The following is a 21,770-nucleotide window of genomic DNA, read 5'->3' on the forward strand; positions in this document are numbered from 1 at the left end:
GCGTGGCCGGTCTGCCAGGAGTGCTCGGGGAACCCATCAAGTTCGTGCTGAACTGGGGACGCCGCTACTCGATGTGGGTGTTCAACTTCGGCCTGGCCTGCTGCGCGATCGAGTTCATCGCGACCAGCATGAGCCGGCACGACTTCATGCGGCTCGGGGTGATCCCGTTCGCGCACGGCCCGCGCCAGGCCGACCTGATGGTGGTCTCCGGCACGGTCACCGACAAGATGGCCCCGGCGATCAAGCGGCTCTACGACCAGATGCCCGAGCCCAAGTACGTGATCTCGTTCGGCTCCTGCTCCAACTGCGGCGGCCCGTACTGGGACTCGTACTCGGTGACCAAGGGCGTCGACCAGCTGATTCCCGTCGACGTCTACGTGCCCGGCTGCCCGCCGCGGCCCGAGGCGCTGCTGCACGGCATCCTGCGCCTGCAGGAGAAGATCGCCGCCGAGCAGTCCGGCCCGGGCGGGGTGTCCCGGCCCGACCCGCTGATCCCCGGCCCGCCGGCCGAGCCCCGCGACGCGGGCTCCCTCACCGCGCCGCTGGTTCGCCCGCCGGTCTGAGGGCGCTAGTCTGCGAACCATGAGCGACCAGAACCGCGCCGGCTTCATCATCGACGTGCTGACCAGGGAATTCGGCGACCTGATGGCGCTGGATCCGGCGGCCTTCCGGCGCAAGTTCCGCAAGATGGCGGCATCGCCGTTCGCGTTCTACCGGGGCAGCGCCTCGCTCTTCTACGCCGACCAGGCCGGCGCCTACCGCGACGACGGCTTCCTCGACGAGCGCACCAGCCGGGTGTGGATACACGGGGACCTGCACGCGGAGAACTTCGGCACCTACATGAACTCGTCCGGCGTCCTGGTCTTCAACGTCAACGACTTCGACGAGGCGTACGTCGGCCCGTTCATCTGGGACCTCAAGCGGTTCAGCGCGAGCGTCGCACTCATCGGCTACAGCAAGGCCCTCTCCGACGACGTGATCAGCGGGCTGGTCACCACGTTCGCCAACGGATACCTGACCGAGCTGCGGGCGATCGCGGCCGGCGGCGACGACGCGATCGGCTCGATCACCCTGGACAGCGCCGACGGCGTGCTGCGCCGGGTGCTGCAGGAGGCCCGGCTCAACACCCGCGTCGACCTGCTCGCCGGGCAGACCACGATCGACGACTACGAGCGGCGCTTCTCGCTCGGCGACGGCGTCTACGACGTCGACGAGGCCACCGCGGCGACGGTCGTCGCCGCCTTCCAGCGGTACCTGGGCACGCTGCCGGCGCACGGCGCCCCGGTGTCGACCAACATCAAGGACATCAAGCTGCGCAAGGGTGTCGGCATCGGCTCGGCCGGGCTGCCGTCCTACAACCTGCTGCTCGAGGGGAACACCCAGGCGCTCGAGAACGACGTGATCATCTACATGAAGCAGGCGCAGGTGCCGGCCGTCGCCCGCTGGATCGACGACGAACGGGTTCGCTCGTACTTCAAGCACCAGGGCCACCGCACGGCCGAGTCGCAGCGGGCCCTGCAGGCGCACGCCGACCCGTGGCTCGGCTACACCGAGCTCGGCGGCGTGGGCCAGCTCGTCGCCGAGGTCTCGCCGTACGCGGCCGACCTGGACTGGGCCGACGTCAACGAGCCCGAGGAGCTGACCGGCGTCGTCGCCGACCTGGGCCGCGCGGTGGCCCGGATGCACTCGGTCGCCGACGACGAGTCCAGCCACGATCTGGTCGACTTCTCCACCGAGGAGGCCATCGTGTCCAAGGTCGACAAGGACGAGGCGGGCTTCGTCGCGCTGCTCGTCGACTTCGCGCACAGGTACGGCGACCAGGCCCGGGAGGACCACCAGGACTTCGTCGACCTGTTCCGCAACGGCCGCCTCCCGGGCCTGTAGCGGCGGCTCAGGCCGGGCTGACCTGGTAGGCCCAGCCGGCGTGGTTCCGGGACACCCCGCTGTCTGGCACGGCTGTGTGTGCGTCTCCGGTCTGATGGCTATTGCCTCCGATGTCACGGCGACAACACGCCATGACCCATCAAAGGGTTGCAGCCGCCCGGGGCTGATCTTCACCAGATCATAGGATGTGCGGCATGACGCCCGAAGAGGTCGGCGAGCGGATGGTCGCGCTGCTGACGGCCGCCGAGCCCGACGCGCCCGCCGAGGGTGAGATCACCGCCGGAGTCTCCGGCGGCGGCCCGGGGCACGAGCGGGCCATCGTCGACGTTCCGGCCGCGCGCTGGTGGGCCGCGCTCGAGGCGGCCCACGATCCGGGCGCGCTCGGCTGCGACTTCTTCGACTGGCTCTCGGCGGTCGACGAGCTGGACGAGGGCTTCACGATCGTCGCGCACCTGTGGTCCAGCCGCCGCCGGCACGGCGTGCTGCTGCGGGCCCGGCTGCCCCGCGAGAACCCGGTGGTCGAGTCGGTGATCGACCTGTTCCCGGGCGCGGCGTGGCACGAGCGGGAGACGCACGAGATGTTCGGCATCGGCTTCGCCCGGCACCCCGACCTGCGGCCGCTGCTGCTGCCGCCGGGCTTCGAGGGCAATCCGCTGCGCAAGGAGTTCGTGCTCGCGTCCCGGGTCGCCAAGGCGTGGCCGGGCGCGAAGGAGCCGGGGGAGTCGGAGTCGGGCACGGCCAAGCGGGCACCGATGCGGCCGCCGGGCGTACCCGACCCGAACGAGTGGGGCCCGATGAAGGGCAAGATCCCGCCGCCGGAGACCCCGGCCCGCCGCGCACCGGGCGAGCGCCCGGCGCGGCCCCCGCGTGAGCGCCCGGCGCCCCCGGCGGCGGAGCAGCCGCCGGCGCCGGAGACCGGCACCCCGCCGACGACCGACGGAGAGGGCGCCTGATGCCGCTCTGGCTCGATCTGCTCGTGCGGGTGGCCGCGGTCGTCGCCGCGTTCCTGGTGCTGCCGCTGGTCGTCGGCCAGGTGGAGCACAAGGTGATGGCGCACATGCAGGGCCGGCTCGGCCCGATGTACGCGGGCGCCTTCCACGGCTGGGCGCAGCTGGTCGCCGACGGCGTCAAGTTCGTGCAGAAGGAGGACATCACCCCGCGCGACGCCGACCGCCGGGTGTTCCAGCTGGCCCCGATCGTCGCGCTCTTCCCGTACCTGATCGTGCTGCTGGCCATCCCGCTCGGACCCGGCGGCCTCGTCGCCCAGCCCATGGACATCGGGCTGTTCTTCGTCCTGGCCGTGCTGGGCGTCGGCGTGGTCGCGGTGCTGATGTCCGCGTGGGCCTCGGCGAACAAGTACAGCCTGCTCGGTGGCCTGCGCGGGGCGGCACAGCTGCTCGGGTACGAGCTGCCGCTGGTGCTCTCGGCGGCCAGCGTCGCGATGGCGGCGGGCACGCTGAGCCTGCCCGGGATCGTCGAGGCCTGGTCGCCGTGGTGGCTGCTCTGGCAGGCGCCGGCCGCGCTGGTCTTCTTCGTCTCCGGCCTGGCGGAGATCCGGCGGCCGCCGTTCGACATGCCGATCGCCGACTCCGAGCTGGTCTTCGGCTACCTGACCGAGTACACCGGCCTGCGCTTCGCGTTCTTCCTGCTCGCCGAGTACGTGGGCATCGTGGTGATTGCCGCGCTGACCACCGTGCTGTTCCTGGGCGGCTGGCACGGGCCGGATCCGGCGCACCTCGGCTGGCTCTGGACGCTGGCGAAGATCTTCGCCGTGTCCTTTGTGATCATCTGGCTCCGGGTCACCTTTCCGCGGCTGCGCGAGGACCAGCTGCAACGGCTGTGCTGGCTGGTCCTGGTGCCGGTGGCGCTGGCGCAGCTGGTGCTGACCGCCGCGGTGAAGGTGGCCATGTAGCGAACCGAATGGTGATCTTCGGTTCAGATCGGACACGATGAGTGGCAAGAACGGGGGTGTGCTCGCCTCCGCTCGGGTGACCGGGCAGGATAGGCCCTTATGAGCGAGCGCGGGGAGCGGCAGACGCCGGGCAAGGGGCTGATCAACGGCCTCGCCGTCACGCTCAAGATGCTGGTCAAGCCCACGATCACCCAGCAGTACCCCGACGTCGAGCCGGACCTGCCGCCGCGCTCCCGGGGCGTCATCGCCCTGCTCGAGGAGAACTGCACGGTCTGCATGCTCTGCGCCCGCGAGTGCCCCGACTGGTGCATCTACATCGACTCGCACAAGGAAGAGGTCGTCGTGCCCGGCGCGGCCCGGGCCCGCCAGCGCAACGTGCTCGACAAGTTCGACATCGACTTCTCGCTCTGCATGTACTGCGGCATCTGCATCGAGGTCTGCCCGTTCGACGCGCTGCACTGGACGCCCGAGTTCGAGTACGCGGAGACCGACGTCCTCGACCTGCTGCACGACAAGAACCGCCTCGGCGACTGGATGCGGACGGTACCGCCGCCGCCGGCGCACGACGTGCTCGGCGAGCCCTCGAAGGAGGAGTCCGCCGCGGCGCGCAAGGTCGCCGGCCCGGGCGCAGCCACCCCGGCGCAGACCGCCCGCCCCCCGGTACGCCGGGAGCAGGCGCAGTGACCGTCGCCGACGTGCTGCTGCTGGCGCTCGGAGCCGTCGCGGTCGGCTCCGGCGCGGCCGTCGTCACCACCAGCCACCTGGTCCGGGCCGGCCTCTACCTGGTCGTCAGCCTGGGCGCGATGGCCGGCATCTACCTGGTCCTCGGCGCCGAACTGGTGGCCTGGGTGCAGGTCCTGGTCTACGTCGGCGCGGTCGTGGTGCTGCTGCTGTTCGCCGTCATGCTGACCCGCGCACCCATCGGCGCGTCGAACGACCTCGACCGGCCGGCCTGGCCGGCCCGGATCGTCGGCGGCGGGGTCGGGCTCGGCCTCGCGGCGCTGCTGACCGACGCGTTCCGCTGGATGCGCTACGACCTGCCCGCGCCGGGCACCGCCGAGCGGATGGGCGCCGAGATCTTCGGGCAGTGGGTGCTGCCGTTCGAGGTGCTCTCGATCCTGCTGCTGGCCGCCCTGGTCGGCGCGATCGTGCTGTCGCGCCCCGACATCGGCGCGCGAAACGGAGACGAGCCCTGATGCACGCGGTCATCCCGTACGTGACGGCCGCCCTGCTCTTCGGGCTCGGCGTCTACGGCGTGCTGCGCCGGCGCAACGCGATCCTGGTGCTGATGGCGGTCGAGCTGATGCTCAACGCGGTCAGCCTGGTCTTCATCACCGCCGACGTCTCGATCCGGGGCTCGCAGCTCCAGGCGTCGGCGTTTCCGAACGGCGAGCCGGGCTACTCCGGCGCCGTGTTCGCCCTCTTCGTGATCGTGCTGGCCGCCGCCGAGGTGGGCGTCGGGCTGGCCATCGTGCTGCAGTACTACCGGATGCGCCGCGCCGTGCACATCGACGAGGTGGAGCTCTACTACGAGTCCGACAGGCAGGTCACCCGGTGATCGCTGAGGTCTTCGGTACGGCGCTGTTCGGCGTGCCGGTGCTGCTCGGCCTGGCCGGCCTGCTGCTGCCCGCCGGCGACGGCGGCCGCGGGCCGCGGCGCCTGGCCGCGACGCTCGGCATCGCCGGTGCAGCCGTCGCGCTCGCGGACGTGGTGTTCCTGATGCTGGTGTCCGCCGATCCGGTGGAGTTCGGCGTCGAGGTCGTCCGGTTCGGCGATCTGCCGATCACCTTCGGGGTCACTCTCGGCCCGGCCGCGCTGCTCGTCGCGCTCGCGGTCACCGCCGTCGCGCTGCTCGTGCAGATCTACTCGGTCGGCTACCTGCACGACGACCCGCGTTACGCGCCCTACGCCGCGCAGATCAGCCTCTTCACCGGCGCGATGCTGGTGGTCGTCGCCGCCAACGACCTGATCATGCTGCTGGTCGGCTGGGAGGTGATGGGCGTCTGCTCCTACCTGCTCATCGGCCACGACCGGCGACTGCCCGAGGCGCCCCGCGCGGCGGTGAAGGCGTTCCTGGTGACCCGCGTCGGCGACGTCGGCTTCCTGCTCGGCATCGCCCTGCTCGGGGTCTCGGCCGGCAGCTTCCAGCTCTCCGACGTGCTGGCGGGCGAGCCCGCCCACCTGACCATCGCGCTGCTGCTCATCCTGGCCGGGGTGGCCGGCAAGAGCGCACAGTTCCCGCTGCACACCTGGCTGCCCGACGCGATGGCCGGACCGACGCCCATCTCCGCGCTGATCCACGCCGCGACGATGGTCGCCGCGGGCGTGTACGTGGTCTACCGGCTGTTCCCGCTCTTCGCGCACTCGCCCGGCGCACTCGCCGTGCTCGGCGTCATGGCCGCGATCACCCTGCTGCTCGGCGCGTTCTCGGCCACCGCCCAGGACGACATCAAGCGGGTCCTGGCCTGGTCGACGGTCTCCCAGATCGGCTACATGACCGGCGCACTCGCTATCGGCGTGCCCGGCGCGGCCCTGTTCCACCTGCTCACCCATGCCGCCTTCAAGGCGCTGCTGTTCCTCGCCGCCGGCGGCGTCATACACGCGGTCGGCACCAACCGGATGTCCCGGATGGGTGGCCTGCGCGAGCACCTGCCGGCGACCTTCTGGTCCTTCGTGATCGGCCTGGGCGCGCTGGCCGGGCTGCCGCCGCTGGCCGGCTTCTTCTCCAAGGAGAGCGTGCTGGTCGCGGCCCAGCACGCCACCGTGGGCCACGGACCGGCGCCGGCCTGGGTGGGCTGGGTGGTCTGGATCGCCGCACTGCTCGGCGTCGCGATCACCGCCTGGTACGCGACCCGCCTGCTGCTGCGCACGTTCTTCGGCCGTTCGCGCGCCGAGGGGTGGCACGTCGGCTTCGACGACGCCCGCTACGAGCTCGGCCCGGGCGCGCCGCACGACCCGCCGCGGCTGATCCGCTGGCCGGTGCTGCTGCTCACCGTCCCGTCCGCGCTGCTCGGCCTGGCCGTCTTCCTGCCCGCGTTCCGCTCCGCCCTCGACCTGCCGGCGCCGCATCTGGAGGCCGGCGTGGTGCTGCCGCTGCTGCTGCTCGCGCTCGGCGCGGGCGGCGCCTGGTGGCTCTGGCGCACCGCGCCGGGCGTCGACCCGGCGCGGGCCCTCGGCCGATTGGCGCCGCTGTTCGCCGCCGGCTTCCGGATCGACGACCTCCAGGACCGCTTCGTGGTACGCCCGGTACGTGCTCTGGCCGCCGCCGTGCGCCGCTTCGACGAGCGCGTGGTGGACGGGGCCGTCGAGGGCACCGGCACCTCGGCCACCCGCCTCGGCACGATCGTCTCGAACGCACACCGGGCGGCCCTGCCCCGGGCCGCCGTCGCGGTCCTCGCCGGCGCGCTCATGCTCGGCGTCGTAGCGGCGATCTACGGAGCCATCTCATGAACTACGAGGACTACTCGACCACCGGCGGCTGGGTCGCGGCGGCGCTGCTCATCGCCGTGCTTGCGGTGCCGGCGGTCGGCGCGCTGACCGTCGCCCTGCTCCCGGCCCGGATGGATCGCGGCGCCCGGTTGCTCGCGACGGTCTTCGCGGCCGTCACCCTCGTGCTGACCGTGCTGCTCGCGCAGCCGCGCCGGTCGGACTTCGGCTACTTCGACTACGGCACCGGGCCGCTGGCGCTCATTCCGTGGGCGGCCGTCGATGTGCCCTGGGTGCCCGCGCTCCGCGTCGACTTCCATCTCGGCGTCGACGCGATCTCGTACCCGCTGGTCGTGCTGACCGGGCTGCTGACGGTGCTGTGCTGCGCGTACACGGTGTGGAGGGTGCCCGAGGGCGGCCGCGGCCGGACGCTCGCCGCGCTGCTGCTGGTGCTCGAGGTCGGCATCCTCGGCACGTTCCTCGCCCTCGACCTGGTGCTGTTCTTCGTCTTCTTCGAGGTCGTCCTCCTGCCCATGTACGCGGTCATCGCGGGCTGGGGCGGCCCGGACCGGCGCCGGGCGGCCCGCAAGTTCGTGCTCTTCACGCTCGCCGGCTCGGTGCTGCTCCTGCTGGGTGTCTTCACCGTCGTCGTCGCGGCGGGCACCGGCGACCTGATGGTGCTGACCGGCGGCAGCGACCTGTCCCGCACGGTCCAGTACTCCGCGTTCGCGCTGTTCGCGGTCGCGTTCGCGGTGAAGGCGCCGCTCTGGCCGCTGCACACCTGGCTGCCGGACGCGCACACCGAGGCGCCGACGGTGGGCAGCGTGATCCTGGCCGGCGTGCTGCTGAAGATGGGCACCTACGGCCTGATCCGCGTCGGCGTCGGGGTCGCCCCGCTCGGCGCGGCCTGGGCGGCGCCGGTGCTCGGCGTCCTCGCGGTGATCGCGATCATCGTCGGCTCGCTGGTGTGCCTGCGCCAGACCGAGCTGAAGCGCCTGATCGCGTACTCCAGCGTCGGGCACATGGGCTTCGTAATGCTCGGCATCGCGACGCTGACGGTGACCGGCATCCAGGCGGCGCTGATCGGCAACGTGGCGCACGGGATCATCACCGGCCTGCTGTTCTTCCTGGCCGGCGCGATCAAGGACAGGGCGCACAGCGGCGCCCTCGCCGAGCTGGGCGGGCTGCGCGAGACCGCGCCCCGGCTGGCGGGCGTGTTGGCCTTCGCCGCGATCGCCTCGCTCGGACTGCCGGGCCTGGCCGGCTTCTGGGGCGAGGCGTTCGCGGTGGTGGCGGCGGTGCAGCGCGGCGGTCCGCTGTGGATGACGCTGGCGGTGCTGGCGGCGGTGGGCGGCGCGCTGACCGCCGCGTACTTCCTGCGCCTGCTGCGCCGGGTGACACACGGCCCCGCGACCTCCGCGGTGACCGGCTTCGCGGGAGTCACCCGGCCGGAGTGGCTGGCCTGGTCCCCGCTGATCCTGCTGGCGCTGGTGGTCGGCCTGATGCCGGCCCTGGTCCTCGCCGCAACGTCCGGCCCGGGGGCCGCCCTGACCGGAGTCCTGCCATGATCCAGTCGGTTGACCACTTCGCGCTGCTGCCGCTCTACGCCGCCGGCGGCACGGCGCTGCTCGTGCTGGTGCTCGAGCTCGCCTTCGGCAAATGGGTGGTGCCCGCCGGCATCGTCGGCGGCCTCGCCACGATCGGCGCCGCGGTGGCGTTGTCTCTCGATTCGGCCTCGACGTTCTGCGGCCCGGCGAACTGCTCCTGGGTGGCCACCCAGCAGGCGGCCGTCATGGCCGTGCTCTTCGCGGCGCTGACGATCGGCGTGCTCGCGCTGTCCGTGCCGGCGCTGCGTCTCGGCATCGCTCCGGCCGGCGAGTTCTGCTTCCTGCTGACCTCCTCGATGGCCGGGGGAGTTGTCGTCGCGTACGCCGGCGACCTGATCACCCTGATCGTCGGCCTGGAGACCCTGACCCTGCCCCTGTACGTCCTCGTCGGCCTGCGCCGCTTCGCCCCGCGCGAACGGGTCACCACGACGGGCGCCTCGGCGGCGGTGACGTTCTTCCTGGTCAGCGTCGTCTCCACGGCGCTGGCCCTGCTCGGCGCCGCCCTGCTGTACGCCTCCACCGGCGCGCTGTACCTGGCGGCGCTGTCCGGCGGCGAGGGCCCGTTCGCCGCGCTCGGTGCGGTCGGCGCCGCGCTGCTGGTGATCGGTTTCGCGTTCAAGGTGGCGGCGGTGCCCCTGCACGCGTGGGCGCCGGCCACGTACGACGGCGCCCCGATCCCGGTGGCGGCGTACCTCTCGACGGCCTCGAAGCTGGGCGGCGTGATCGCGCTCGCGGCCGTGGTGCAGCGGCTCGACACCGGCCCGCTGGTTGCGGTGCTGGCGGTACTGACCATGACGGTCGGCAACCTGGTGGCGCTGCGGCAGACCCGGATGACCCGCCTGCTGGCCTGGTCGTCGGTGGCGCAGGCGGGCTACATCCTGGCGGCGCTGGCGGTGGGCGCGGCGGGCGTGCGGGCCGCGATGGCGTACGCGGTGTTCTTCGTCCTGCTGGAGTTCCTGGCGTTCGGCGTGGTGGTCGCGCTGCGCGGACCCGGCGGCGACGGCGGCGACCTGGCGGACTACCGCTCCGCCGGCCGCCACCACCCGTGGCTGGGCGCGGCGCTGGTGCTGGCCTTCTCGGGCCTGGCCGGCCTGCCCCCGGGCCTGGCGGGGCTGTTCGCCAAGGTGACGGTGGTCGCGGCCCTGATCGACAGCGGCTGGGGCTGGCTGGCGGGCGTGGTGGCCCTGAACGCGGTGATCGCCCTGGCCTACTACGTCCGCGTCGCCGCGAGCCTCTACGTCCCGGTTCAGCCGGACGCCGTCCCGGAGGTCGTGCACGTCGCGGCGCCGGAGCCCGAGCACACCGCCGAGCCGGGGGCCGTGGCGACCGTCGCGGACCCGGACCTGCTCCGGGCGGCGACACGCACCCGGGTCGACGTCCCCCGGCCGGTGGGTGCGGCGATCGCGGTGGCGGCGCTGCTGACGGTGATCCTGGGCTTCGCCCCACAATGGATCTTCGACGCCCTCAGCTAGCGGGTCGGGCGGTAAGCGGGTTACATACAGTGAACTCACAGCTACCTTCCGGATGAATTCACACTATTGCGATGTTCCATCGGATGTGGGCCTACCGGCCCGATCTCCGAAGGAGCGCATCGTGCACAGCCACCACAACGGCCTCAAGACGGCCGCTCTGCTGGGTCTGCTCACCGCCATGATCCTTGCTGTCGGTTACTGGCTGGGTGGCGGCGGCGGCCTGGTCTTCGCCGTCGTTCTCTCGCTGGCGCTCAACGCCGGCACCTACTTCTTCTCCGACCGGATCGCCCTGCGGTCGATGCGGGCGCGGCCCGTCAGCGAGGCCGAGTTCCCGGCGCTGTACCGGATCGTGCGCGAGCTCGCCGTGGAGGCGGGGCAGCCGATGCCGCGGCTGTACGTCAGCCCGGCCCTGCAGCCCAACGCGTTCGCGACCGGTCGTAACCCGCGCAATGCCGCCGTCGCCGTCACCGTGGGAATCACGCGGCTGCTGGACGAGCGCGAGCTTCGCGGCGTCATCGGGCACGAGCTGTCCCACGTCTACAACCGCGACATCCTGATCTCCAGCGTCGCCGCGGCGCTCGCCGGGATCATCACGATGGCCGCCCAGTTGGCGATCTTCCTGCCGCTCGGCGGCTCGGACGACGACGACGGCCCGAACCCCGCGTCGCTGCTGCTGATGCTGATTCTCGCCCCGCTCGCCGCGTCGGTGATCCAGCTCTCGATCAGCCGCAACCGGGAGTACCAGGCCGACGCGTCCGGTGCGACCCTGACCCGCGACCCGCTCGCGCTGGCCAGCGCGTTGCAGAAGATCCAGTACGGCGCGCAGCGGATGCCGCTGGCGGCCGACGGCCAGCTCGCCGGCTCGGCGCACCTGATGATCGCCAACCCGTTGCGGTCCGGTGGCATCGCGTCCCTCTTCTCGACGCACCCGCCGATGGAGGAGCGGATCAAGCGCCTGCACCAGCTCGCCGCGGTCACCGGCAACGGTCCGGTGCGGTTCCAGCGCTGACCGGGGCGCCCGGCCGGGGGTGACGTCCACGACAGGGCGTCTGTTTCAGATGTGTGAAGCGCTCACCGAACGTTAGGTTCGGTGAGCGCTATCGCTCGTTACACACCCAGCTTGGAGGCAGGACCGGATGGCCGCGTTGCGTCAGTACCTTGGCGTGTGGCGGATGCCCGGCGGCCGGGTCCTCCTGATAGTCGGCATCCTCGCCCGCCTCGGCATCGGCATGACCCCCCTCGCCCTGCTGCTGCTCGTGCAGCGGGCCACCGGCAGCTATGCCGTCGCGGGCCTGGCCGGCGGCATCTATGCCCTGGCCGGCGCGGCGATCAGCCCGGTCGCGGGCCGCGTCGCCGACCGGATCGGCCCGTCACCCGTGCTGCTGACGACCGCGGTGCTGCACCCGCTCGCGCTGATCGGCCTGCTGCTGGTCGGCCGGGGTGACGGCGCGGGCCTTCCGGGGATCTTGGTGGCCTCGGCGCTGGCCGGCGCGACCTTCCCGCCGCTGACCGCGGCGATCCGCCGGGCCTGGACCGACGCGACCGAGGTCGGCACCGGCCGACACGGGTTGCGCTCGGCCGCGATGGCCGCCGAGACCTCGCTCTTCGAACTGGTCTTCGTGCTCGGCCCGATGCTCGTCGCGGCCCTCATCGTGATCACCCACGATCCGGCGTCCGCGCTGATCTTCGCGGCCGTCGTGACCTTCGGCGGCACGCTCGCGATCGCCTGGCTGCCGATCATGCGGCACTGGGCGCGGCACCAGGACGCCGACGCCACCCGTGGTCTCGGCCCGCTGCGGGTCGGCGGCTTCCCGGCGCTGCTGGCCTGCGTCGGCGCGCTCGGCATGGCATTTGGCGCGGCGGGCGTGATCGTCCCCGCCTATGCCGCGCAGCACGGCGGCGGCGACGGGCTCGGCGGCGTCCTGCTCGGCGTCTGGGGCGTCGGCAGCGCGATCGGCGGCATTTGGTTCGGCACCCGGCGGCCCGCGATGGCGCTGCCCCGGCAGTTCGCGTGGCTGCTCGGCGCGGTCGCACTCAGCTTCCTGGTACTCGCGGTCATGCCCGGCCCGCTGTCGCTCGGGGTGGCCCTGGTCGTCGGCGGCGCCACGATCGCACCGGCGCTGACGGTGGAGAACAACCTGGTCGGCCGGATCGCGCCCGCGGGGATGCTGAACGAGGCGTACACCTGGGTCGTCACCGTGACGGTGGCGGGCAGCGCGGCCGGCGGCGCGGTGGCCGGCGTGCTGGTCGACCGGCCCGGCGGCCTGCCGTGGGCGTTCGTCTTCGCGGCCGTGGTGCTCGGGGCGGCCGCTCTGGTCGCCGCGGTTCCGGCCGGCCCGATGGCCCGGGCCGACGAGCGGGCCGCCGACCGCCTGCGCGCGGCGATGGCGGCGTCGCTCTGACGGGTCATGTCGGATTGCCGTCTGACCTCTTTAGCCTGATCCGAGGACTATTCGCCGCTTAAGTTAGTTACGTTCCTGGCGTGTCGGCGGCGGGGCGTTACCTTGCGGTGTGGCGGATCCCGAGCGCCCCCACCCTGTTGCTGGGCGGGGTCGTCGCCCGGCTCGGCATCGGGATGACCCCGCTCGCGTTGCTGCTGCTCGTCGCGGAGAACACCGGCCGGTACGCCGCCGGTGGCCTCGCCGTCGGTTGCTACGCCGTCGCCGGCGCGATCGCGAACCCGCTCGCCGGGCGGCTGGCCGACCGGCTCGGACCGGCACCCGTGCTCCGCGCGACCGCCGTGGCCCACGCCGCCGCCCTTGCGCTGCTGGCCCTGACCGCCGGTACCCGGCTGCCGATGACGCTCGTCGTCTCGGCACTGGCCGGGGCCACCTATCCACCGCTGACGGGCGCCATCCGCGGCGCGTGGACCGGCCTGTTCGACGGACCCGGCGCGCCGGCCCGGTCCGGACCGCTCGTGCGGCAGGCGGCCCTCGCCGCGGAGACCTCGCTGTTCGAACTCGTCTACGTGATCGGCCCGCTCCTGGTCGCCGGCCTGGCCCTGATCGCCGGCGGATACGACCCGGCGCTGTACGCCGCCGCGGCCGTCACCCTCGCCGGCGGCCTCGCCGTCGCCCGGGTGCCCGCGATGCGGTCGCGTCGCCGGGCGGCCCGCACCGGGCGCCAGGCATCGGGCGTCGGCACCCTGACCGTCTGCGTGGCCCTGCTCGGCGGCGCCTTCGGGGCGGTGACCGTTGCGGTACCCGCCTTCGCCGCCGGACACGGCGGCGGCGCGGGCCTCGGCGGACTGCTGCTGGGCGGCTGGGGTGCGGGCAGCGCGGTCGGCGGCGCGTGGTTCGGCACCCGCCGCCCGCGCGGCGACCCGAGCCGCCAGTACGCGATCCTGCTCGCCGTGATCGGCCTCGGCTTCCTCGCGCTGGTCGTTGCGCCCGGCCCGTGGTCGCTGGGCATCGTCCTGGTCGTCGGCGGTTCCGCCCTGGCGCCCGCGCTCATCGTGGAGAACGGCCTGGTCGGCCGGATCGTCCCCGCCGGCGCGCTGAACGAGGCGTACACCCGGGTGCTGACCGCGGCCATCGTCAGCAGCGCGGCCGGCAGCGCGCTGGCCGGCCTGATCGTGGACCGGCCGGGCGGGGTGCGCTGGGCGTTCGTGCTGGCCGCCGCGCTCGCCTCCGCAGCCGCGCTGGTCGTGGCCCGGCCCGGCAACGCGCTCGCCCGCGCCGACCAGCTGGCCGGCGGCCGGGCGCGCAGCGCGGCGGTGCTGGCCCGCATGCTGCCGGCCCAGCGGCCGCGCCCGGCCTGGCCGGCCGGATCGCTGCCCGAGCGGCCGGCGGCCGGCCAGGTGGTCGACGGCCCGACCCAGGTCGTCGCGGAACGGCCCGCCGCCGGCCGCTTCCGCCGCGGCCGGCGGCCGTGACCACGCCGCGCTTTCAACACCGCGAGTCCGAACGGGAGTCCACGCTGTTCGGGTCTGGAGAGGTCACGGTCGCTCGGCTAGCCTGACGGCATGGCGAGGGAAGTCGTGCCGCGGCCCGGTGTCGAGACGATGCGTGCGGCGGACGCCGACCGGCACAAAATCGCCGACGAGTTGAAGGCCGCGCTCGACGAGGGCCGGCTCTCCCTCGGTGAATACGACGACCGGGTGCGCGAGGCATATGCCGCACTCACCTACGCCGATCTGCTCGGCCTGGTGGCGGACCTGCCGAAGCCCGGCCTGAGCGCCGCCGAGGTGAACGCCCGCCGTGCCGCCGAGGCCCGCCGGCTGGCTCGCAAGATGCCGTTGGCGCTGCAGGTCCTCTGGACCATCTGGGGCTCGATCGCGGCCGTCAACCTGATGGTCTGGTTCGTGGTCGTGGTGACGGTCGCCGGCGACGTCTATCCGTGGCCGATCTGGGTGCTCGTGCCCGGCGCCGCCCTCGCCGCCACCACGGTCGGGGTGCAGTCGATCCGGAGGCAGCGCCGCCGGTAGCGCCGCCCGGTGTGGCGCAGTTCATGCACCGAGTGCAAGTTGCACCGAGTGCAAGCGACGTACCGTCGAACCCATGGTCGTGCCGAGCCCCGTACGGGAACGTAAGAAGCGCGAGACCTGGCGCCTCGTGCACTCCGCCGCGCTGCGGCTGATGACCGAGCGCGGCTTCGACGCCGTGTCGGTCGACGACATCGTGGCCGCCGCCGGCATCTCCCGGCGCACGTTCTTCAACTACTTCGCCGACAAGGAGTCGGTGGTCTTCGACCCCGACCCCGACGACGCCGCCCTCTGGGCCGCCCTGCTGGCCGAGCGCCCACCCGGCGAGCCGCTCTGGTCCTCGCTGCGCGAACTCCTGATCGGCTACACGGGCGCCACCGCCGAACGGATGCTCCTGCAACGCCGCGTGCGGCTGGCCTCGCCCGAACTGTCGGGCTGCTCCCGCGAGGTGGCCGACCGGTTCTGGGCCGCGGTCCGCGAGTGGGCCGGCGGCCGGACCGGCCTCGACCCGCTGCGGCTCGACCTCACGGTGAACGCCGCCCGCACGGTGCTGAACACGGCCTGCCCGCACTGGGACGCCGACACCGGCATCGCCGGCCTGCACGAACTCATCGGCGCCGGCTTCGACTTCGTCCACCCCTCACCCAGCGAACGGATCAGCTCATGAGTCGCGTACCCCTGTCCGTGCTCGACCTCGCCACCGTCCGCGAGGGACACGACAGCGCCGACGCGCTACGCGGTACCACCGAGATCGCGCGGACCGCCGACGACCTCGGCTACGCCCGCTTCTGGGTCGCGGAGCACCACAACATGCCGGCCGTCGCGTCCACGTCGCCGCCGGTGCTGATCGCGCACGTCGCGGCGAACACCAGCCGCATCAAGGTCGGCTCCGGCGGAGTCATGCTGCCCAACCACATGCCGTTCGTGGTGGCCGAGCAGTTCGCCCTGCTCGAGGCGCTGCACCCCGGCCGGATCGACCTCGGCATCGGCCGGGCGCCCGGCACCGACCAGGCCACCGCCGCCGCGCTGCGCGGCGGCTCGCCGCACCTGACCGTCGAACAGTTCCCCGACCACCTCGGCATGGTGCTGGCCCTGCTCGGTGACGACCGGGTGCCCGCCGAGCGGATCAGCCGGCTGCGGGCGACCCCGGAGCCGCGGACGTACCCCGAGGTCTGGATGCTCGGCTCGTCCACCTACGGCGCGCAGGTGGCGGCCGCGCTCGGGCTGCCGTTCTGCTACGCGTACCACTTCGCGATGAGCTCCGATGTGGACGCCGCGGTGCGGCTCTACCGCTCGGGCTTCAAGCCGTCGCCGCGGTACCCCGAGCCGCACCTCATGGTCAGCGCCTCCGTGCTCGCGGCGGAGACCCGGGAGCAGGCGCAGTTCCTGGCCGGGCCGAGCCGGATCGTCGCGCTGAGCCTGCGTACCGGCCGCCTCGGCCCGATCGTCTCCCCGGAATCGGCGGCGACCCACGAACTGTCCGACCTTGACCGCGGCGTCCTCGCCCAGCTCCCGGGCACCCAGTACGCGGGCACCGCCGACGACGTCGTCGCGGGCCTGGACGCGTTGGTGGAGCGCACCTCCGCGGACGAGCTGATCCTGGCCGGCGCGGCATACGACCCGGCGACCCGGCAGGACTCCCTGGCCCGCATCGCCAAGGCCTGGGGCCTGCCGAAATAGGGGTGCGCCGCCCGCGGCTCGCGGCGCAGGATGGGGCATGACTTGGCACATCACGGACAGCGTCGACCACTTCCTGGCCGGCGCCGGCGAGTTCCTGCGCTCGAGGCCGGTGGAGAACACGTTGCTCCTGACCGTGAGTGAAACGGTGCGCGAGCGCGGGCCCAACGCCTTCGGCGCCGAGCCGGCGGTGTTCGGCTGGTGCGACGGCGGCGCGTTTCTGCGTACGCCGCCACGCGGCGCGCTGCTCAGCGCGATGTCCCCGGCCGCCGCGGCGGAACTGGCCGGCCGGCTCCGCGACCTGCCGCTGCCGAGCGTCGCCGGGCCGGACGCGGTCGCGGAGGCCTTCTCCCGGGAGTGGCAACGCCGCACCGGCGCGACACCGCGGGTCGCGGGGCGCCTTCGCCTGTTCCGCCTCGCCGCGCTGGTGCCGCCGACCCCGCCGGCGCCCGGGCGGGCCCGCGTCGCCGTGCCCCGCGACCGCGCCCTGCTGCTCGACTGGATGAACGCCTTCTACCAGGAGATCGGCGAGCCCGGCCCGACCGACGACATAGTGGACGACCGGCTCTCGTACGGTGGTCTGCGGTTGTGGGAGGTCGACGGGGAGCCGGTGTCGATGGCCGGCGCCTCCCGCCGCGAGGCCGGGATGGTCCGGGTGGCGGCGGTCTACACGCCGCCCGAACACCGGGCCCGGGGCTACGCGGGCGCGGTCACCGCCGCCGTCAGCCAGGCCGCCCTAGACGAGGGCGCGGCCGACGTGGTGCTCTTCACGGACCTCGCCAACCCGACCAGCAACGCCCTGTACCAGCGAATCGGCTACACGCCGATCGAGGATCGCACCCTAGTGGAGTTCGCCTCATGACCAGCGTCGTCCTCCAGGTCAACCTGGCCGTACCCGAGACCAGCAACGCCAAGCACATCGGCACGACGGGCATCAACAAGCAGCCGGTCGACCATCCGGTCGCGGTCCGGGCGCCGGGCCCCAAACGCACGGGCCTGCACAGCGGCCTGGTGGGTGACCAGATCTTCGACACCGAGCACCACGGCGGCGACGACCAGGCCGTCTACGCGTACGCCCGCGAGGACTACGACTGGTGGGAGGAGGAACTCGGCCGGAAACTGCCCAGCGGCATCTTCGGCGAGAACCTGACGACGGCGGGCCTCGACGTCAACGGCGCGCTGCTCGGGGAGACGTGGAAGATCGGCGACGAACTGGTGCTGCAGACCACCTTCGGCCGCATCCCGTGCGCGACGTTCCAGTGGAAGATGGCCGAACCGCGCTGGGTGAAGCGCTTCGGCGCGGAGCGCAGGCCGGGCGCCTACCTGCGCGTGGTCCGGCCCGGCAACGTCCAGGCGGGCGACCCCGTCGAGATCGTCGACCGCCCGGCGCACGGCGTGACCGTCGCGGACGGCTTCCACGCCTGGCTGCACGAGCCGCAGCTCCTCCGCGGCTACCTGGACCTGGACCTGCCGGAGACGCTGAAGGACGACTTCCGCCGCCGCCTGAAGATCTAAGGGGCCCACAGGCAGGGCGATCGGACCTGCAACGAGAGCGCCTTGGGCTTGGACGTGATGGTCACGACGTCGATGGTGTAGCCGTCCGGCGTGACGGTGGAGATGGCGCCGCGATAGCCGTCGACGGTGGTGTCCAGGGTGATCGGCATCTTGTTGGCCTGCCACGTGTTGCGCAGGACGGCCCGCGCGCGGGGATGCCGGGTGAGGCCCATGGGCAGCCGATAGACGGCCTGCACGCTGTAGAGCCCCTCGGCGCAGGCCGACTCGGTGACGACCATGCCGGTCGTGGTGGCGCGCAGGATGGTCACGGTCTGCTCCGCGTACCGCGCGACGTCGGCGTTCGCCTGGGACTTGCTTCGCATCTTCGGGCCGGCGACCGGTTGTTCGCCGCCGTACCCGCAGCCGGCCAGGGCGAGCAGCCCGCTCAGCGTGGCGGCGGCCAGACGCGACCGGCTCACTGGGCGCCTCCCGTTTGCCGAGTCCCTGACCGGCACACAGGGTATCCGCGCCCCGCACGCACCCGCCGCGAGACCCCGGCGGCGTTGACGGCCATGGATGCATGCCCGTGTTAGGTTGCAGTCCGTCTTGCCTGGGGGGATCAATGAGCACCACTCTTCGCGTGCTGCGCAGACCGGCCCGATGGGGCGTCGTCATCACCGCCGCACTCGCACTCATCGTCGGCGGGGCGGGCCTCGCGTCCGCGGAAACGGGTCAACGCCTCCTGTCGGCTCCGAACGCCATTCAGATGCCGTACAACTTCGACTACGCCTACCGCACCACCGTCTACGACGGCAGTCAGCGGCACTTCTACCTGCGGGTGGGCGAGGGCATCCAGGCGACGTACCCGTTGCAGACGCTGGCCGTCACCCTGACCGGCCCGAACGGCGCGGTGGGTCTGACGCAGGAGCTGTGGAGCGGCGGGCGGGCCTGCCCGCGCTGGACCGCCAACGCGACCGGCCGGTACACGCTGCGGTTCGACGTGCTGCAGGGGTCGTCGCGGCGGGTGCGGGTCAACCGCTTCTTCTACCCCGGCTTCCTGAGCACCGAGGGGAAGCAGAGCGACCCGTTCGCCTGCCCCGTCCTGTAGCCCGCGCGACGAGGTCGCCGGCTTCTCGGCCGGGCGACCCCGTCGGAACCCGCGGCGATCAGGGCGTCCGCGTACCGCAGGGAGGGCGCGGCGGACGTGGCCGACAGATCGGTGCGGGTCGCGCAGGCCGCGCCGCACATCCCGTCGACGCCATGCGTATGCCTTTCCCGACCGTTTGTTTCCGAGGTGGGAAACGTCAGGGCCGGGCGGCGGAAGGGAAATCCTGCAAGATCGCAGGACCGAATCCGCGGCAATTCCGCCAAGGACAGGTTCCGCCCGCCGGCGACCCGGATCAGCCCACGTCCGTAACCGCTGCTCAGCTGCGACGGGAACGGCCCGGGAAACGCATTCACCTTCGCGTATTCGCCGCGCCGTCGCCGGATGACTCACTTTCGGCGGTTCCCGGTGCTCGGGCATTGGCGGATGGCGCCGGCTGGGGCATTGTCGTATTGGCGCTCGCCCCGATGCGCGCGCGGTCGAGTCCGAAATGATGATCGTTTGTTGGTGAGGGGTCGGGTCGTGGATCCGTTCGGGTTGGGTTTTGATCCGCATTCGGTGTCTGCGGTGTCCCAGGTGGTGGTGCCGTACATAGTGGCGGCGGCGCGGTCGTTCGGGGTGCGGCTCTGGTCGAAGGCGGAGGACGCCGCGGTCGGCGAGGCCTCCGAATGGGGATCGCGGCTGGCGTTGAGATTTCGCGGGGAGGCCCCCGCGGTCGCCGAGGCGGTCGATGACGTGGCGGCCGATCCGGAGAATCCTGATACGCACGCGGCGTTGCGGTTGAAGGTCGGTAAGGCGTTGACCGGTTCGCCGGAGCTGCTTGCCGACGTCGTGGAGCTGCTGCGGCAGGCGCGGCAGGCCACCGTGACGGGCCCGATCACCGACAGCGTCGTGGTGACCGGTGACCGGTCGGTGGGTTCCGCAGGCGGGTCCGTGATCACCGGGGACCACAACAGCATCGGCGGTAGTGGCGTGCGCCCGTGACCGGTCCGGGTCTCGAGGTCACCGGGGACCGGTCGGTCGGTTCGGCGAACGGCTGGGTCATCTCCGGGGACGGCAACGTCGTCCTGACCGTCGACGGCCGGTCTCAGGTGAGCGTCGATCTGCCGGCCGGCGCGGCCGATGCGGGCCGGTTGTTGTTCGGACCGGTGCGGCGGCAGGGTTCGGCGCTGGTGGGTTCGTGGCTGCGCCCGGACGCGGGTGTGGTGGCGGTGGAGCCGAGGCCGGAGGCCGAGGAGCTGGCCGGCTGGTGCGTGTCGGGTCGGGGGCCGCTGGTGAAGCTCGTGCGGGGGACGGGCGGGCAGGGCAAGACGCACCTTGCCGGGCAGGTCTGTGCCCGGCTGCGGGATCGTGGCTGGCTGGCGGGGTTCGTGCAGATGCCCCCGGCGAACTGGCGTTCGGTCGCGCTGACCGACCTGACCGGGCCGGGCGCGGAGGCCGACCGGTTGCGGCGTCAGCTGCGCCGGGTTCCGGAACTGGTCGCCGCGGTGCGCGGCCTGGCCCGGTTGCGGGCGAGGGCGCTGCTGGTCGTCGACTACGCGGAGAACGCGGGTCCGGTGGTGGCCGAGTTGCTGGACGTCATCGCGGACGCGTGCGCCGAGTCGTCGGTGCGGGTGCTGCTGCTGGCGCGTACCGATGAGGGTTGGTTTCGTGATCTGACCGATGGTCACCCGCTGGCGGAGTGGATCGACCCGCGCCCAGTCGTGTTGCAGGCGTTGTCCGCTGGCTGGGACCCGGCGCACGCCGCGCAGGTGTGGCGGAACGCGATCGACGGGTTTGCGGCCCGCGCGGCCGAGGAGGGCATCGCGGTCGACCGGGCCGTGGCGCGGCCGGAAACGCCGGGGCGCGGCTTCGCCACGACCCTGGACCTTTACGCGGACGCGCTGCTGTCGGTGCTGAACAGCGGTCCCAGTGCCGCGTTGCACGCCGATGACGCGGTCGCCGGGGTGCTGGCACACGAGCGGCGGCAGGTGTCGTCCGGGCTGCAGGCGGTCGGGTTGGATCTCGACGAGACGCAACGGGACTGGGCGTTGGCGACCATCGCGCTACGGGCTGCCGCGGATCTCGACGAGGCGACCCGCGTACTGGGCGCCGCGGGCGCGCTGGCCGGCGTCGGCGAGGGGCGGCGTCGCCGTCTGGCGGGCCGGCTGCACGAACTGTACCCGGATCCGGCGGGCCTGGAGCTGTGGCAGGCGCCGACCCCGGACCGGCTGACCGACACCCACCTCCTCGACCTGGCCCGGCGGGCGCCGTCGCGTTCGCAATGGTGCCGGGACCTGGCCGCGCTGTGCGGCACCGCCGATGAACAGGCCGCCGGCCGTACGGTCACGGTGCTGCACCGTTGCCTGTCCGCGCCCGGCCGGCATGCGGACGGGCGGCAGCGGATCAGGGCGGGCATCGCGGCGCTGGTGCGTGGCTACCCGGGCGCGTACGTGCCGATCGTGGCCGTGGTCGACCCCAGCGGTTTCGGCGACGATCTGATCGCCACGATCGGCGACGCCACGCCGATCATGGCGATCGCCGATGTGAAACGGCTCGACGCGCTGCTCCGCGAGCTCGGCTTCGCCACCACGCGTACGGCGGTAGCGGTCGCGGTCTCGCAGCGGCTGGTCGCCAACCGCCGCGGAGGCCCGGACGGCAGACCCGAGGAGCTGAACCGGCACGCCGTGGAGCTGAACAACCTCTCGGTCCGGCTGGGTGAGCTGGGCCGGCAGGAGGAGGGGCTTGCGGCGATCGAGGAGGCTGTCGCGATCCGTCGCACCCTGGCGAG

Annotated in this window: 21 protein-coding genes and 1 pseudogene; 21 read left to right on the plus strand and 1 reads right to left on the minus strand. The window is 72.8% G+C overall.

Features of this window, described 5'->3' with window-relative positions; all coding sequences use genetic code 11:
* Window positions 1–2: 2 nt before the first annotated feature.
* The 18 genes from AB0B58_RS24490 to AB0B58_RS24575 all read left to right on the plus strand — a co-directional run bounded on the left by AB0B58_RS24490 (window position 3) and on the right by AB0B58_RS24575 (window position 17,916).
* Window positions 3–563 carry an NADH-quinone oxidoreductase subunit B family protein gene (locus AB0B58_RS24490; protein ID WP_360227761.1) on the plus strand — a complete coding sequence of 187 codons (561 nt, stop codon included), beginning with the start codon at window positions 3–5 and terminating at the stop codon, window positions 561–563.
* A 19-nt stretch (window positions 564–582) separates the two neighbouring features.
* Entirely contained in the window at window positions 583–1,884 is a 1,302-nt protein-coding gene (locus AB0B58_RS24495) for a DUF2252 domain-containing protein (RefSeq protein ID WP_360227764.1), read from the plus strand.
* A gap of 194 nt (window positions 1,885–2,078) precedes the next feature.
* Window positions 2,079–2,837, plus strand: coding sequence for an NADH-quinone oxidoreductase subunit C (locus AB0B58_RS24500; protein ID WP_360227767.1), 759 nt, complete (start codon window positions 2,079–2,081; stop codon window positions 2,835–2,837).
* Window positions 2,837–3,796, plus strand: coding sequence for a complex I subunit 1 family protein (locus AB0B58_RS24505; protein ID WP_360227770.1), 960 nt, complete (start codon window positions 2,837–2,839; stop codon window positions 3,794–3,796). Before AB0B58_RS24500 ends, AB0B58_RS24505 begins: the two co-directional genes overlap by 1 nt.
* A gap of 99 nt (window positions 3,797–3,895) precedes the next feature.
* A complete protein-coding gene (locus tag AB0B58_RS24510) occupies window positions 3,896–4,480 on the plus strand; it encodes an NADH-quinone oxidoreductase subunit I (RefSeq protein WP_360227773.1) in 585 nt (194 codons plus the stop codon).
* Window positions 4,477–4,992, plus strand: a complete 516-nt coding sequence (locus AB0B58_RS24515) for an NADH-quinone oxidoreductase subunit J (protein WP_360227776.1) — start codon at window positions 4,477–4,479, stop codon at window positions 4,990–4,992. The genes AB0B58_RS24510 and AB0B58_RS24515 overlap by 4 nt, the downstream gene beginning before the upstream one ends.
* On the plus strand, window positions 4,992–5,354 hold the full coding sequence (gene nuoK / locus AB0B58_RS24520) for an NADH-quinone oxidoreductase subunit NuoK (protein WP_360227779.1): 363 nt from the start codon (window positions 4,992–4,994) through the stop codon (window positions 5,352–5,354). Before AB0B58_RS24515 ends, nuoK begins: the two co-directional genes overlap by 1 nt.
* Window positions 5,351–7,246 carry an NADH-quinone oxidoreductase subunit L gene (locus AB0B58_RS24525; protein ID WP_360227782.1) on the plus strand — a complete coding sequence of 632 codons (1,896 nt, stop codon included), beginning with the start codon at window positions 5,351–5,353 and terminating at the stop codon, window positions 7,244–7,246. Before nuoK ends, AB0B58_RS24525 begins: the two co-directional genes overlap by 4 nt.
* Entirely contained in the window at window positions 7,243–8,790 is a 1,548-nt protein-coding gene (locus tag AB0B58_RS24530) for an NADH-quinone oxidoreductase subunit M (RefSeq protein ID WP_360227785.1), read from the plus strand. Before AB0B58_RS24525 ends, AB0B58_RS24530 begins: the two co-directional genes overlap by 4 nt.
* A complete protein-coding gene (locus AB0B58_RS24535) occupies window positions 8,787–10,301 on the plus strand; it encodes a proton-conducting transporter membrane subunit (protein WP_360227788.1) in 1,515 nt (504 codons plus the stop codon). Before AB0B58_RS24530 ends, AB0B58_RS24535 begins: the two co-directional genes overlap by 4 nt.
* A gap of 121 nt (window positions 10,302–10,422) precedes the next feature.
* The gene (htpX, locus tag AB0B58_RS24540) at window positions 10,423–11,310 is read left to right on the plus strand and encodes a zinc metalloprotease HtpX (protein WP_360227791.1); all 888 of its coding nucleotides are present in this window, start codon (window positions 10,423–10,425) and stop codon (window positions 11,308–11,310) included.
* Between the two features lie 127 nt (window positions 11,311–11,437).
* The gene (locus tag AB0B58_RS24545; protein WP_360227794.1) at window positions 11,438–12,703 is read left to right on the plus strand and encodes an MFS transporter; all 1,266 of its coding nucleotides are present in this window, start codon (window positions 11,438–11,440) and stop codon (window positions 12,701–12,703) included.
* Window positions 12,704–12,783: 80 nt separating this feature from the next.
* Complete coding sequence (locus AB0B58_RS24550) at window positions 12,784–14,175, plus strand: MFS transporter (RefSeq protein WP_360227797.1); 1,392 nt, start codon at window positions 12,784–12,786, stop codon at window positions 14,173–14,175.
* Window positions 14,176–14,265: 90 nt separating this feature from the next.
* On the plus strand, window positions 14,266–14,727 hold the full coding sequence (locus AB0B58_RS24555; RefSeq protein ID WP_360227800.1) for a DUF1707 domain-containing protein: 462 nt from the start codon (window positions 14,266–14,268) through the stop codon (window positions 14,725–14,727).
* A 73-nt stretch (window positions 14,728–14,800) separates the two neighbouring features.
* Window positions 14,801–15,391, plus strand: coding sequence for a TetR family transcriptional regulator (locus AB0B58_RS24560; protein ID WP_360227803.1), 591 nt, complete (start codon window positions 14,801–14,803; stop codon window positions 15,389–15,391).
* Entirely contained in the window at window positions 15,388–16,404 is a 1,017-nt protein-coding gene (locus AB0B58_RS24565) for an LLM class flavin-dependent oxidoreductase (protein ID WP_360227806.1), read from the plus strand. Before AB0B58_RS24560 ends, AB0B58_RS24565 begins: the two co-directional genes overlap by 4 nt.
* Before the next feature lie 37 nt (window positions 16,405–16,441).
* Window positions 16,442–17,263: a GNAT family N-acetyltransferase gene (locus tag AB0B58_RS24570; RefSeq protein ID WP_360227809.1), complete on the plus strand. Its 822-nt coding sequence runs from the start codon at window positions 16,442–16,444 to the stop codon at window positions 17,261–17,263.
* Window positions 17,260–17,916: an MOSC domain-containing protein gene (locus tag AB0B58_RS24575; RefSeq protein ID WP_360227812.1), complete on the plus strand. Its 657-nt coding sequence runs from the start codon at window positions 17,260–17,262 to the stop codon at window positions 17,914–17,916. Before AB0B58_RS24570 ends, AB0B58_RS24575 begins: the two co-directional genes overlap by 4 nt.
* Here the strand turns inward: AB0B58_RS24575 and AB0B58_RS24580 are convergent.
* Entirely contained in the window at window positions 17,913–18,374 is a 462-nt protein-coding gene (locus AB0B58_RS24580) for a hypothetical protein (protein WP_360227815.1), read from the minus strand. The genes AB0B58_RS24575 and AB0B58_RS24580 overlap by 4 nt on opposite strands.
* Before the next feature lie 143 nt (window positions 18,375–18,517).
* On the opposite strand from AB0B58_RS24580, the gene AB0B58_RS24585 reads away from it, so the two are divergent.
* The 3 genes and pseudogenes from AB0B58_RS24585 to AB0B58_RS24595 all read left to right on the plus strand — a co-directional run.
* On the plus strand, window positions 18,518–19,003 hold the full coding sequence (locus AB0B58_RS24585; protein WP_360227818.1) for a hypothetical protein: 486 nt from the start codon (window positions 18,518–18,520) through the stop codon (window positions 19,001–19,003).
* Between the two features lie 564 nt (window positions 19,004–19,567).
* Window positions 19,568–19,984 (plus strand): hypothetical protein, encoded by a 417-nt coding sequence (locus AB0B58_RS24590; RefSeq protein ID WP_360227821.1) that lies wholly within the window; start codon window positions 19,568–19,570, stop codon window positions 19,982–19,984.
* Window positions 19,981–21,770: pseudogene (locus tag AB0B58_RS24595) on the plus strand (hypothetical protein); the annotation flags it as partial. The gene AB0B58_RS24590 and the pseudogene AB0B58_RS24595, both read left to right, overlap by 4 nt.

Source organism: Actinoplanes sp. NPDC049118, from assembly GCF_040648555.1.
GTDB lineage: Bacteria > Actinomycetota > Actinomycetes > Mycobacteriales > Micromonosporaceae > Actinoplanes.